11 protein-coding genes and 2 pseudogenes are annotated in these 12,650 nt (G+C 53.3%); 4 read left to right on the top strand and 9 right to left on the bottom strand.

Annotated features, from left to right (window positions below):
• The first annotated feature begins 16 nt into the window (after positions 1-16).
• Positions 17-931 (top strand): LysR family transcriptional regulator, encoded by a 915-nt coding sequence (locus tag RGW60_RS18990; RefSeq protein ID WP_322206020.1) that lies wholly within the window; start codon positions 17-19, stop codon positions 929-931.
• Here the strand turns inward: RGW60_RS18990 and RGW60_RS23865 are convergent.
• Both RGW60_RS23865 and RGW60_RS18985 read right to left on the bottom strand, forming a co-directional pair.
• On the bottom strand, positions 928-1,191 hold the full coding sequence (locus RGW60_RS23865; protein ID WP_369124722.1) for an SDR family NAD(P)-dependent oxidoreductase: 264 nt from the start codon (positions 1,189-1,191) through the stop codon (positions 928-930). The two genes, RGW60_RS18990 and RGW60_RS23865, sit on opposite strands and share 4 nt — an antisense overlap.
• A gap of 38 nt (positions 1,192-1,229) precedes the next feature.
• Positions 1,230-1,424, bottom strand: a complete 195-nt coding sequence (locus tag RGW60_RS18985; protein ID WP_322206019.1) for a hypothetical protein — start codon at positions 1,422-1,424, stop codon at positions 1,230-1,232.
• A 232-nt stretch (positions 1,425-1,656) separates the two neighbouring features.
• Between RGW60_RS18985 and RGW60_RS18980 the strand changes: the two genes are divergently transcribed.
• Positions 1,657-2,745, top strand: a complete 1,089-nt coding sequence (locus RGW60_RS18980) for an SDR family oxidoreductase (protein WP_322206018.1) — start codon at positions 1,657-1,659, stop codon at positions 2,743-2,745.
• A 365-nt stretch (positions 2,746-3,110) separates the two neighbouring features.
• Here RGW60_RS18980 and RGW60_RS18975 read toward each other — a convergent pair.
• A pseudogene (locus RGW60_RS18975) lies at positions 3,111-3,469 on the bottom strand (TetR-like C-terminal domain-containing protein).
• Between the two features lie 57 nt (positions 3,470-3,526).
• Positions 3,527-3,805, bottom strand: coding sequence for a helix-turn-helix domain-containing protein (locus tag RGW60_RS18970; protein ID WP_322206016.1), 279 nt, complete (start codon positions 3,803-3,805; stop codon positions 3,527-3,529).
• A 309-nt stretch (positions 3,806-4,114) separates the two neighbouring features.
• Between RGW60_RS18970 and RGW60_RS18965 the strand changes: the two are divergent.
• Positions 4,115-5,183 (top strand): annotated as a pseudogene (locus RGW60_RS18965) (catalase); the annotation flags it as partial.
• 171 nt (positions 5,184-5,354) lie between these two features.
• Here the strand turns inward: RGW60_RS18965 and RGW60_RS18960 are convergent.
• The 3 genes from RGW60_RS18960 to RGW60_RS18950 all read right to left on the bottom strand — a co-directional run bounded on the left by RGW60_RS18960 (position 5,355) and on the right by RGW60_RS18950 (position 7,576).
• Positions 5,355-6,095 (bottom strand): SDR family NAD(P)-dependent oxidoreductase, encoded by a 741-nt coding sequence (locus RGW60_RS18960; RefSeq protein ID WP_407074116.1) that lies wholly within the window; start codon positions 6,093-6,095, stop codon positions 5,355-5,357.
• Between the two features lie 36 nt (positions 6,096-6,131).
• Complete coding sequence (locus RGW60_RS18955) at positions 6,132-6,734, bottom strand: NADPH-dependent F420 reductase (RefSeq protein ID WP_322206014.1); 603 nt, start codon at positions 6,732-6,734, stop codon at positions 6,132-6,134.
• A gap of 86 nt (positions 6,735-6,820) precedes the next feature.
• Positions 6,821-7,576, bottom strand: coding sequence for an SDR family oxidoreductase (locus tag RGW60_RS18950; protein ID WP_322206013.1), 756 nt, complete (start codon positions 7,574-7,576; stop codon positions 6,821-6,823).
• Between the two features lie 531 nt (positions 7,577-8,107).
• On the opposite strand from RGW60_RS18950, the gene RGW60_RS18945 reads away from it, so the two are divergent.
• Positions 8,108-8,842: an SDR family NAD(P)-dependent oxidoreductase gene (locus tag RGW60_RS18945; RefSeq protein ID WP_322206012.1), complete on the top strand. Its 735-nt coding sequence runs from the start codon at positions 8,108-8,110 to the stop codon at positions 8,840-8,842.
• Positions 8,843-10,012: 1,170 nt separating this feature from the next.
• Here RGW60_RS18945 and glmS read toward each other — a convergent pair.
• Both glmS and RGW60_RS18935 read right to left on the bottom strand, forming a co-directional pair.
• Positions 10,013-11,848: a glutamine--fructose-6-phosphate transaminase (isomerizing) gene (glmS, locus tag RGW60_RS18940; RefSeq protein WP_322206011.1), complete on the bottom strand. Its 1,836-nt coding sequence runs from the start codon at positions 11,846-11,848 to the stop codon at positions 10,013-10,015.
• A gap of 9 nt (positions 11,849-11,857) precedes the next feature.
• Positions 11,858-12,625 carry a DeoR family transcriptional regulator gene (locus RGW60_RS18935; protein ID WP_322206010.1) on the bottom strand — a complete coding sequence of 256 codons (768 nt, stop codon included), beginning with the start codon at positions 12,623-12,625 and terminating at the stop codon, positions 11,858-11,860.
• Positions 12,626-12,650 lie beyond the last annotated feature (25 nt).

The raw sequence follows: 12,650 nt of genomic DNA, 5'->3' as shown, positions 1-12,650 counted from the left end.
GTTTCAGTTATTCACTATGGCTATGAATGATCATCTGTTCGGTCTTCGTCTGTTCCTGCGGGTATCGCGCAAGGGCAGCTTTTCCGCCGCTGGGCGGGAAATGAACATTCCCCAGCCCACCGTTTCGCGGATCATTTCCCAGCTTGAAAAGGAAGTGGGTGCGGCGTTGTTGATTCGCACTACCCGCGCCGTCAGCCTGACGGAGGCCGGTTCAGATTTCATGGCGCGACTTGAACCGATTCTTGCTGCACTGGATGAAGCCGAGCAGGCGGCACGTGGCTCGGACGAATTACGGGGTATCCTGCGAGTCGGAGTGTCTTCCAGTTTTGCTATTCGAGCGGTGGTGCCGCGTCTACCCGTTTTCCTTCAGCGCAATCCTGAATTGAAGGTGGAGTTGTTGATGGATGACCTGCGCCAGGACTTGGTGACTGAAGGAGTCGATGTAGCGTTGCGCTTTGGGCCTCTACCGGATTCGAATGCTCTGGCGAAGCGCATAGGGTCGACACCGCGCGTCGTAGCCGCAGCTCCGAGCTATCTGGAGCGTGCCGGAATTCCTCAACTGCCCGCCGATTTGGCCACCCATTCCGTTATTGTCGGTCCATCGATTACAGGGCATGTATGGGCTTTTCGGCATGAGGGAACGGCCTTTTCTGTGCGAGTGGACGGCAAGTTGTCAGTTTCTGTGAACGAGGTTTCAACTGTGGCTGCGGTAGCCGGGTTAGGGATCGTTTCGATGAGTCTCGCCGGGTGTATAAAAGAGATCGAAGAAGGCACGTTAGTAAGGATTTTGACTGAGTGGGACATGGGTTCAATAGACGTCAATGCGGTCTTTGCCGCAGGTAGAGCTGCTAAGCCGTCGGCCAGGGCGTTCGCGGACTTTCTTATTGAAGAACTGGACGGGCCCGTGTTTAACACAAACACCATGACCTAGATGCCATTAGAACGGGCCCCCAGCGTAAGCGAGCCAAGAATACTGGACATATTAACAATTCGACCCGCTTTGGATTGGTGCAGCTGTGGCAGAAGCTTCTGAGTTAGTGCAACAGGGGCGAAAAAATTAACTTCCATGGTTTTACGCAGTACGTTTTCTGGAACCGTCGACGCGCTATTTATATGTTCAATCCTAGGTTCACCTTCGAAGTGGATACCGGCGTTGTTAATCAGTACAGCTACACGTCCAGCCTGGTCCAGAATAAAGTCATAGGCTTTTTGACGGTCGCAAGCAACCGTTACGTCAAAGGCAAATGACAGGCTCCAATGCCGTCTGCTTTCAGCTGGGCAACGCCGCTGCGCCCGGCCATTTCATCTAAAGCTCCAATGACTGGGTAGTACCCCAGCATTCCGAGCTGTTTCGCAGTCTCAAGGCCAATGCCCCGGTTACCGCCGGTGATAAAGGCAATCTTCTTATCTCGAAAGCAATTCATCATGAGTCCTTTTGAGAACAGAGGTGATGATGCACCACGATCCTTCGCTCAACGTAACGGTGCGTCAACCCGCAGCGGCTAATGCTGCTTGGGTGGTTCCCTCAAAATGCCTATTTCATTCCTGTGATGAATAACAGTTGTCCATCCCCACTGCGTAGTGCTCCGACATCAGATGAATCAGACTCAATGAAGTCACTTTTCAGTCCTGGTTTGCTTTTATCTGGAGATTCGAATGAGTCATTCATCGCTAATTACAACCGATCAACGCAAGATTCTCGTGCTGGGCGGCTATGGCGTCTCAGGCACTGCCGTCGTGGATGCAGCATTGGCAGCTTCATGGCCCGTTGTTACCGCCAGTCGCCGAGCCGCGCCGACACATTTGATCGATGGGCGACCTGCGCCGACACACATCAGCGTCGACCTGCTGAATAAACCTGCAATTGCGATAGCCTTTCGCGACCTGATCGATGTGACGGATGTGGTTTATTGCGCTTATGTCGAGAAGGGTAATAACGCGGATGCGGTCGCGCCCAACGTTGACATGTTGGCAAATGCTCTAGACGCGCTACTGACCATTGGTGCCAAATTGCAGCATGTTGTGCTATTCGGCGGCGGTAAAGCTTATGGCCCACACCTCGGGGCCTATAAAACACCAGCCAAAGAAAGCGATCTGAGAATCCTTGGTCCGATGTTTTATTACGACCAGGAAGATTTTTTAAAAAACTGGGGCTTCGAGCACAGCGTACCGTGGACGGTCTTGCGGCCGGACGGGATTTTTGGCCCAAGCTTAGGGTCACCAATGAACCTGGTTAACGGTCTAACCGTTTATGCCGCAATCTGTCGTGAACTCAACGTCCCGCTGCGTTTCCCTGGCAACCACCAAGCGTGGAATGCATTGGCTCAGTCCACGGACGCTGGCGTTTTAGGTCGAGCCACCCTGTGGTCACTGACAGCGGAAACCGCAAACGGTGAGGTTTTCAACGTTATTAACGGCGACCAATTCCGTTGGAGTCAGCTGTGGCCAGAGCTGGGAGTGCTGTTCGACATGCCGGTTGCTGAACCACAACCGATGTCGTTAACAGAGCAAATGGCAGACAAGGCGCCTGTTTGGCAGAAAATAATCAAAAAGTATGGCCTCAAGGACACCCCCTGGACTGACGTTGCCGCATGGCCGTTCCTTGATGCTGTGTTAAACATTAGATACGACATGGTCCAAAGTACCATCAAGATCAGACAGGCAGGGTTTCACGACTGCATAGATTCGCATGAAAGCCTGAAACTTCAGGTCGCCAGGCTGCGGGAGGCTCGAATTGCGCCGTGAATTGCTCCGCCACTTCGTGCGGTGCCCTTCCACGACCCTTTACTTTTAATAGCTATTAATAATGCTGATGACGCCAAGGAAAATGGCTAACCAGGCGCAAGCATTGTCCTGCGTATTGACTAGGTGGGCCGTGACGCCGTCTTCTGGACGGCATGGAATGCATGGCATGGCATGGCAATGCAATGATACAACCATCTTCAGCCGGCAAACGTGGACCTTTACCCTACGTTGTCTTCAAATCACACCTGAACAGGTTCGCGCCGATGCTGGCTCAGCAGCTTCGGCGCGAACAACCATATACTGTCGCCGCAGATGCGACGAATGACCCTCCCTTGCTTAGCGCTAACGGAAACGCCACGCGTTGTTTAGACATTGAGGGTTGTGGCAGGGCAATTCCGCGCCGTGGGTCGTTCCATCCCTGGTGTATTGGCCGCAAGTGAAGAAATGTTTTTGCGATCGATGACGAGCCTTGGACGGTGCCCATCCGTGGCCTGGTAGAAGGCTTTGTCAACGAAGTCATCGGAGATCGGCCCGGACTGTAGTTGTAACCGGTAGTATATCGGCGCGTAAAAACTATCGATGGCTACCTCTACATCTATATCAGCACGTACTTCCCCCTGCTTGATGGCCTCTTGCAGCACATCAAAACCATTCGCCGCCTCGGTAGCATCCAATTTGCCCTCAATGCTTTCGCCAGCTCCGGATCGAATTGAGATTCAGCCATCAATGCCTGCACCAACGCCCCCACCCGTCCCCTGAATGCTGTAGCTGTGACATGCATTTACAACCTTAAACGTTCCATATTGCTCTGCGCCTCTGGAAAGAAGGAGGCCGGACCGAGCTGCCCGACAAACGCCTCCATCACTACGGCTGCCCTGTTGGGCCATCTGCGATAAATCGTCGCTCGCCCAACGCCGGATTTAGTGGCAATTGCTTCAAGGCTGACAATGCGAAAACCCACCTCTAGAACAAGATCAAGCGCGGCCTTGAGGATAGCCTGATGAAGTACCTCGCTTCGGGGGCGTCCGCCGCGGGGAACAGGGGCTACCGGATCGCTCATTTATGCTTTCTCCTATTTATTACAAGAATCCATTAGATGTCTCACATCACGAACGATACAAGGCGTACTCTGACGTCCTCATTGAGGTAACGATACGCAATGTATCGGATTGATATCACTCTCGGTTCACAGCTTTTTTGACCACAAAACAGGGGCTGTCGCGGCATGAGTCTTATAGACGCCAGCGGCATCGACTTCATTCGCTGAAATCTCAATCGTTGCATGCTTAGGCGCATTACCTGGGAACCGCAGTAGGCGAAGCGTTGCGGGACTGCTCAGTACACGAGAATTCCGAGTTCTGTGCTGCCATTGGCTAGCGGCAATACGCCAGTGTTTTTCATGCGTGATCCGATCAAGTTTCCGGATTTAAATCATGCTATCAAAAGGGATCCGCGCACAGGCTTGCGCAGCGCTGATAGTAATTGGGATTTCTGGACCGGATTGCCGGAAGCGTTGCATCAAGTGACGGTGGTGATGAGTGATCGAGGAATCCCACGAACTTTCCGTCACATGCACGGTTTCGGGAGTCATAACCTTTAGCTTCATCAATAATGCACACGAGCGCTTTTGGGTGAAATTTCATTTTCGAACTGAGCAGGGAATTGAGAACCTGACTGATCAGGAAGCCGAAACCCTAATCGGGAAGGATCGTGAAAGTTCACACCGCGACTTATACGAAAGTATCGAAAACGGCGATTTTCCGCGTTGGACGCTTCTGGTCCAAATCATGCCTGAGAACGACGCTGGCACCTACCATGTGAATCCATTCGACTTGACGAAGGTATGGTCCAAAAAAGATTATCCCCTGATTGAAGTTGGTTATTTCGAACTGAATCGAAACGTAGAAAATTACTTCGCGGAAGTCGAACAGTCAGCCTTCAATCCGGCAAATGTGGTTCCGGGTGTCAGCTTTTCCCCGGACAAAATGTTGCAGGGGCGATTGTTCGCTTATGGCGATGCCCAGCGTTATCGGCTGAGCGTGAACTTTGCACAGATTCCGGTCAACGCCGCAAAGTGTCCAGTGCATAGCTACCATCGCGATGGAACGATGCGTGTTGATGGAAATGCTGGCGGCTCTACGCCTTACGAACCGAACACCAAGGGCGAGTGGATTGAGCAGCCGGACTATCGCGAACCTCCTCTGAGTATCGAGGGGGCCGCAGATCATTGGAATCACCGGGTCGACGCGTACTACTACTCCCAACCCGGAAACCTCTTTCGGAGTCCGGCTCAGCAGCAGGTACTTTTTGAAAACACGGCCCGTGCTATCCACGGCGCGAGAGAAACGGTTATCGCCAGGCATATAGCGCATTGCACGATGGCTGATCCAGCCTACGGCGCAGGCGTTGCGCACGCCATTGAAAGTATGATGCGCTAACGATGGATGCCGTCGGCCAGGAGTACTGGCCGACTGGTTTCAACAACACCTCTCACTATTGCATCGAAGGCCTTCACTGATCCGTGTCCAAGGTGAACCGTATCGTCAATGAAGCTCCGGCTTTTACCCATGCCCATTGATTCAATAGCCGCACTTTAGATTACGACGAGGCTAGGCGTTGTACCCACCATCCACGTCTAGCGTGGTGCCCGTAATGTATGACGCGGCGGGACTCGCAAGGAACAGGATGGGGGCAACTATCTCCTCAAGTTTTCCGAACCGTGGAAAACACAAAGTTGCAATGATCGGCGCCAACGCATCCCGCGAGCCCGCATTGATGTCAGTCTCCATAAATCCCGCATGCACGACATTGACAGTTATGTTCTTCGGCGCAAGATCTCGGGCGACGCCTCGTGAGTATCCATCAATCGCGCCCTTGACCGCAGCCAGGTCCGACAAGCCCGGTACACCTACCCGCGTGCCTAGGTTCGAGCCAATCATAATGATGCGACCTTGGTCACTGAGCACTCTGGATGCAGCCCGGACGGTGGCCATGAAACCGGTGAGAGTTACGGCCCAGAACCGGTCGAAGGCTTCGGTGCTTCGACTTGAATCGTCTACTTTCCCCATTTGATCAATGGAAGCGTTACTAATAAGAATGTCGATTCGACCGAAACGCTCCACGACTTGATCAATAAGCTCCTGCGCAGCAGTGACGTCGCCCTGATCAGCTTGAAAAGCAGCACCGCGTACGCCTTGGGCTTCTATGGCTTCAACGACCTCCAGCGCCTGCTCACCCGAGAATACGTAACTGATAGCGACATCTGCGCCTTGCTCAGCCAGTGCCTTCGCCGTGGCTGCACCTAAACCGCGAGACCCGCCGGTCACTAAGGCAACTTTTCCCGCCAACAACTTTTTCAATTCTGAACTCCCATGGCCATTTAGTAATTAATTGCCTTGCAGTAGATCAAGTCCCGCCAGAGGCCCGCTCGCTTGTTGCATGCGTCCCCCGTCGTGAAGTGACCCAAGGTCGATGACGGCGAATCCAAACGATTCCAGAAGACTGCCAATCTGAGCTTTCGCTTTGGCGCTATCCCCAGAAATAAACGTGATTCTGCGTGCGTTATCCACCAAAGGACCTTCGGCAAACCGAGCGGAGAACAGGTTGTTGATAGCCTTGACCACCAGTGCGCCCGGAGCCAGATCGGCGACATACTCACTCGATGCACGCCCCTTCAGATCAGCCCTGAGGGCCAGGTCGTTGAAGTCGAGAAATTCGTTGGTGGCGTCAACCAGGATGCGACCGCCCCAATGAGGCAATGTTTTTAAAGTGTCGGAGATTTTCAGCCAGGGGATTGCCAGAAATACCACGTCGGACTTCGCGGCTTCCTGAACCTCAACAGCTTTAGAGTGAGGGCCTAGTTGATGGATAATGTCGCTCAAACTGCCAGGGCCGCGACTGTTGCTCATGAGTACTTGATGGCCTGCTGCTACCAAGTATTTCGCAACGGCTTGCGCCACGCGGCCTGATCCAATGAAACCAAATTTCATGGAAACCTCTGTCTCGCAAAGCGTAGATGTAGGTTTAGCGGTAGACGGGACGTAGACCCCAAGAGGTTACGTCCAGTCAGATCGCATTAGAACGGAAGCGGAGCGCCCATGTGGAAGAAGCCACCATTTGGACCATCGACTGGCAGTGTTGCCAACATCACGCTGGTTTTGGCTCCCTCTTCGATACTCATGGGTGCGGCGCTGCCGCCCATTGCTGTCTGTACCCAACCCGGGTGCGCAGAGTTGACTTTGATGGTGCTACCGCGCAATTCATGGGCCAATTGAATGGTGTATGAGTTGATGGCGGTTTTGGACGTATCGTAAGCCGCTGATTTCATTTCATAGATCGGCGATGCAGGATCCGCCGCTAACGCTAGCGAACCCAGGATGCTGGACAGATTGACGATCCGGCCGGCAGACGATTCGCGCAGCAGCGGTAGCAGCTTCTGAATGAGGGCGACAGGAGCAAAGAAGTTAGCCTCCATCGTTTCGCGTAGCACTTTTTCCGGCACTGTCGAGGCGCTGAACAGGTGCTCGACGGCGGGTTCTCCTTCCAGATGAACACCCGCGTTATTGATCAGTACATCCAGACGCCCTGCGTTCTGAGTGAAGTAATCGAAAGCATTCTGACGGGAAACCGCGTCTGTTACGTCGAACACAATAGAGCCTGCATCAATTCCCACGGCTTTTAGCTGCGACACCGCGTCTTTCCCTGCGCTTTCGCTGCGTGCGCCGATTACTGGGTAATAGCCAAGCTTACCGAGCTGCTTAGCAGTCTCGAGGCCAATGCCGCGATTGGCGCCAGTGATGAAGGCAATCTTTACGTCTTGTGGGATTTTCATCATATGTCCTTTGATAGTCAGAGCTCAGTGGGACCGCGACTCATGGTCTCGATGTGCAATGATCATCAGCCAAAGCCGATTGCCTGAGTAGCGGGCAAAACTGTCTATGAGTCATTCACCCGCCGTATGAATGCATTAGCAGCAGCGTCCACTCCAGCCATCTCTCGTCCGCGGTGATGCTTTAATCGGTTTTGATGCTCCTCTGGGCCCAACGTCGTAACAAAGCATCCCGATCAAATCTGAAGAAAGTGGTGGTCAAACCGAATGCCAATAATTGCTCGGGTCGAATGCAAGCAGCTGGTCAAGAGATTGCACTTTGGTGTGTAGAAATAGTTGAGGATATTCAGTCCGATACCGGCGATGTAGGCGTTGCGAAATCGCTGCCGTGTTACATGACGCCAAATCAACGCGTGGTATTCCGCGCGTACGGCTATACCGTTTGATCCATTGCGGCTACTAAATCATGGCACTCGCCCGCATGATGTTTTAAGGCCAAGCAACGCAATGGCGGGACGGTCAGCGGGGTGGAACGTGGGAAAGCTTAATGGAAAGGTTGCTGTCATCACGGGTGGTAGTTCCGGGATCGGCCTTGGAGTTGCAAAACACTTTGTTAGCGAAGGAGCGCGCGTGTTCGTGACTGGGCGAAACCAGGTTGCACTCGATCTGGCAGTCACGGAAATTGGCGGAAATACGGTTGGAATACGAGCAGACTCGGCAGTTCTGGCTGATATCGATCAGATCTACGCTACGGTCTTAGCTCAGGCAGGCAAGATCGATGTTTTGTTGCTCAATGCTGGGATGTTCGAGCCGATGCCGCTCGGTGAAATCACCGAAGCGCATTTCGACAAACTCTACAACACCAACGTGCGAGGCCTAGTTTTTGGTCTTCAGAAGGCACTGCCGTTTTTGTCGGAGGCAGGTTCAGTGATCTTGACAGGATCAATCGGTGGGTCAGTCGGCACCCCCGGCATGTCGGTCTATGGGTCAACCAAGGCTGCGGTTAGGTCGCTCGTGCGTAGCTGGATCCTCGATTTGAAAGGTACGGGCATCCGGATAAACGTCCTTGCTCCTGGTCACACCTCTACGCCGGGGCTGGATGCACTGGTCAATGACGAGCAACGCAATGCCCTGATCGCAACAATTCCGCTTGGGCGCCTTGGCACCGTTGATGATATTGGTAAGGCCGCAGTGTTTCTCGCCTCTGACGATAGCCTGTACGTAAACGGGATAGAACTCGATGTTGATGGCGGTGTTGCCCAGTACTAGGCGGAACCTATACGCGAGCGATTCAGGCAGAGAGTTAGCCAAGGCTTCCTGTCGTTCGCGGTGGGTATGGCAGTCATAAAAGGCAATCGTTACACTAAGTCGCGGTAAAGAATGCTTCGATAGTAAACACTGCATGGATCCGGTCTATAGCGCTAGGAAGCACAAATCGTTGTTTAGCGACTTAAATTATATATGGCCGAAACTGGGTGTTTCCTGTGACCGCCGCTCTGGTGGTGCTGAATTGGCTGGCTGGCCTAGAGCTACCACTTAACCGAGGGCGGTCTAACTTCCGCTGCTGATCCTGGCGAGGAGCCAACATGAAACGGATATCCTAAGTAGTTGACCTCGCACTTATAGGTGTCGTCTAGATGAACCTTTTTATTTAAAACACTGAGGGCCGCTTCTTCGGAAATATGATGGGGAAACGACAGAATTTCCATATATATTTTCGATTTTTTAAGCTCAATCTGATCGGTGTTCAATGTCGCGGTGCAGTCTGTGATATTAGTCCCTCCGCAAGTCTTCCAAAGCACATTAAGCGCATGCCCACCATAGGAAAATCGACGACCACAGGCCGGACAACGCTTCACTAACACCACGTTGTGTTCAGCGCATACTTTGAGCTCAGAACAATGGGCTCGTCGCCAGAATGAAAACCCTAATCTTTTGACATCTTCTTGAACGCAAACTGGACAGAATCCTGATTCGATTCTGATTGAGTCGAAACAAGTTGATCCCGATAGATATTCACGCTCAGAGTAGGAAATGTCTTGTATGTTTTTGAAAACTGCCCTCATCGGATAATCAGTATGCCTGTGAAGCATCCTATTGAAACCCTGGCATCCCGCCCCCCCCCAGCAAATTACTGATCTCCAGCGAGTCGGAGGTTGAGGGGCAGGTTTTTGAAAAATTCCGAAAAGCATCCTCTGAAGAATGTTTCCCATTAATGAAAAGATTTCTTTCCACGTAGGAACGGACTGATTCTTCCGGCTGAATCGCTAGGATCATATTGGGCTTTCAAACCTTGATACGTGCCCGAAGCGAGGAGGCACGTTGAGGAGAGCTGTCGCTGGCAAACCGACCCGAGGAAAGGAAGCCGCCAGCGACAGTTTTTATTTAGTTGCGACAGTTTTTATTTCGTAAGACCACACAGCCCCAAATGTGGACAACTCACTCCACCGTCACCGATTTCGCCAAGTTACGCGGTTGGTCCACGTCCGTGCCCTTAAGTACCGCGACGTAATACGACAACAACTGCAGGGGGACGGTGTAGAGAATAGGCGCCAGGGTGTCGATGATGTGCGGCATGGCGATGACGTGTGTGCCTTCGCCGTTGGTCATGCCGGCATGTTCGTCAGCGAAGACGATCAATTCGCCGCCGCGGGCGCGGACTTCTTGCAAGTTGGATTTGAGCTTTTCCAACAGCTCGTTGTTCGGCGCCACGGTGACGACGGGCATGTCGCTGTCGACCAAGGCCAACGGACCGTGTTTGAGTTCACCGGCTGGATAGGCTTCTGCGTGGATATAGGAAATCTCTTTGAGCTTGAGCGATCCTTCCATGGCAACCGGGTACATGGCGCCACGCCCTAAAAACAGGGTGTGATGCTTCTCGGCAAACAGCTCGGCGACTTTTTCGACGGTGCTGTCCATGGCCAACGCTTCGCCCAGACGGATAGGAAGGCGACGGAGTTCTTCAACCAATTCTGCTTCAACGCCTTCTTCCAGCGTGCCTTTTACTTGCCCCAAGGCCAGGGTCAGCAGTAGCAAAGCAACCAGCTGGGTGGTAAAGGCTTTGGTGGAGGCGACGCCTATTTCCGGGCCGGCCTGGGTCAGGAGCGTCAAGTCCGACTCACGCACCAGCGAGCTGATGCTGACGTTGCAGATAGCCAGGCTGGCGAGGAAACCCAGTTCTTTTGCGTTGCGCAAAGCGGCGAGGGTGTCAGCGGTCTCGCCCGATTGTGAGATCGAGACAAATAACGTGTCGGGCTGCACAACGACCTTGCGGTAACGGAACTCGCTGGCAACTTCGACCTGACACGGGATCCCGGCCAAAGCTTCCAACCAGTATCGGGCCACCATGCCTGCGTGGTAACTGGTACCGCACGCTACGATCTGCACGTTACGCACCTTGGCAAACAGTTCGGCTGCCTGTGGTCCAAATGCTTGAACCAACACTTGGTGTTGACCCAAACGTCCTTCAAGTGTGCGCTGCACTACTTTCGGTTGTTCGTGGATTTCCTTGAGCATGAAATGGCGGAACTTACCTTTGTCGGCCGCTTCCGCGCCCTCATGGTATTGGACGACTTCACGCTCGACCGGCAAACCAGCAACCGTCCAGATCTGCACGCTGTCGCGACGAATCTCAGCGATATCGCCTTCTTCCAGGTACACGAAACGGTCAGTAACTTGCCGCAGCGCGAGTTGGTCCGACGCGAGGAAGTTTTCACCCAGGCCCAGGCCGATGACCAAAGGACTGCCACTGCGGGCAGCAAGCAAACGATCTGGCTGCTTGGCGCTGATCACAGCCAAACCATAAGCGCCGTGCAGCTCTTTGACGGCGGCCTTCAACGCAATGGTCAAATCACCTGAGTCTTTAAATTTGTGATGCAGGAGGTGGACGATGACTTCGGTGTCGGTGTCCGAGGTAAAGACGTATCCCAGGCCTTCGAGACGGTCCCGAAGTTCTTCATGGTTTTCGATGATGCCGTTGTGCACGACCGCCAGTTCATCCGCAGAAAGGTGCGGGTGAGCATTACGCTCGCACGGCGCGCCATGGGTTGCCCAACGGGTATGAGCAATACCTAGACGGCCAATCAACGGTTCGCCAGCGAGCGCTTGCTCAAGCTCAGCAACCTTGCCCGGCCGACGGCAGCGTTCAAGCTTGCCCGCGTTGGTAAAAAGCGCCACGCCAGCGCTGTCGTAGCCACGGTATTCCAGGCGCTTGAGGCCTTCGAGCAAAATGGTTGTGATATTACGCTCAGCAACAGCGCCGACAATTCCACACATGGTTCTCTCCTAGCAAACAGCAGCACAAATCAGGGTTATGCCGCGGGCTTGAATCTGTTCACGTGCCTCAGTGGGCAAGCGATCATCGGTAATTAGGGTGTGGATACTGCTCCACGGCAGTTCCAGATTGGGAATTTTTCGACCAGCTTTATCTGCTTCAACCATCACCACGACTTCACGAGCAACTTCAGCCATAACCTGGCTTAAGCCCAGCAGTTCGTTGAATGTTGTCGTGCCGCGATTCAAATCAATGCCATCAGCACCAATGAATAACTGATCAAAATCGTAGGAGCGAAGCACCTTTTCGGCGACCCGTCCTTGGAACGATTCGGAATGTGGATCCCATGTGCCGCCAGTCATCAGCAGCACCGGCTCGCGCTCAAGTTCAGTCAGCGCGGTGGCAACCTGCAGCGAATTGGTCATCACCACCAACCCGGGCAGGCTGCCCAACTCAGAAATCAACGTAGCGGTCGTGCTGCCACTGTCCACAATAATGCGTGCGTGCTCTCGAATCCTTGCAACAGCGGCTCGTGCAATGGCTAGCTTGTACTTTGAGACTGGCTGGCAGCTATCTGCCATTAACTCGTGCGGCAGCGCAATCGCGCCGCCGTAGCGACGCAGCAGCAATCCATCGCCTTCAAGCGCTGCGAGGTCTTTACGAATAGTCACTTCCGAGGTATCAAAGCGTTTTGCCATATCGTCGACACTCACGTCGCCCTGCTCATTGAGCAAGGCAAGCAGATTGTGGCGACGTTGTGGTGTATTGCGTTTCGACATGGGGAGATAAATTTCGCTTCGAAAG

Source organism: Pseudomonas sp. AB6, from assembly GCF_034314105.1.
Lineage (GTDB): Bacteria > Pseudomonadota > Gammaproteobacteria > Pseudomonadales > Pseudomonadaceae > Aquipseudomonas.
The sequence above is the reverse complement of the archived record's forward strand: the minus strand, read 5'-3'. Positions and strand labels throughout refer to the sequence as shown.

Bases quoted from the DNA above. Each gene is read 5' to 3' on its own strand.
- RGW60_RS18990 (WP_322206020.1), top strand. From the start codon at position 17: ATGGCTATGAATGATCATCTGTTCGGTCTTCGTCTGTTCCTGCGGGTA.
- RGW60_RS18985 (WP_322206019.1), bottom strand. From the start codon at position 1,424: ATGAATTGCTTTCGAGATAAGAAGATTGCCTTTATCACCGGCGGTAAC.
- RGW60_RS18980 (WP_322206018.1), top strand. From the start codon at position 1,657: ATGAGTCATTCATCGCTAATTACAACCGATCAACGCAAGATTCTCGTG.
- RGW60_RS18970 (WP_322206016.1), bottom strand. From the start codon at position 3,805: ATGAGCGATCCGGTAGCCCCTGTTCCCCGCGGCGGACGCCCCCGAAGC.
- RGW60_RS18955 (WP_322206014.1), bottom strand. From the start codon at position 6,734: ATGAAATTTGGTTTCATTGGATCAGGCCGCGTGGCGCAAGCCGTTGCG.
- RGW60_RS18950 (WP_322206013.1), bottom strand. From the start codon at position 7,576: ATGAAAATCCCACAAGACGTAAAGATTGCCTTCATCACTGGCGCCAAT.
- glmS (WP_322206011.1), bottom strand. From the start codon at position 11,848: ATGTGTGGAATTGTCGGCGCTGTTGCTGAGCGTAATATCACAACCATT.
- RGW60_RS18935 (WP_322206010.1), bottom strand. From the start codon at position 12,625: ATGTCGAAACGCAATACACCACAACGTCGCCACAATCTGCTTGCCTTG.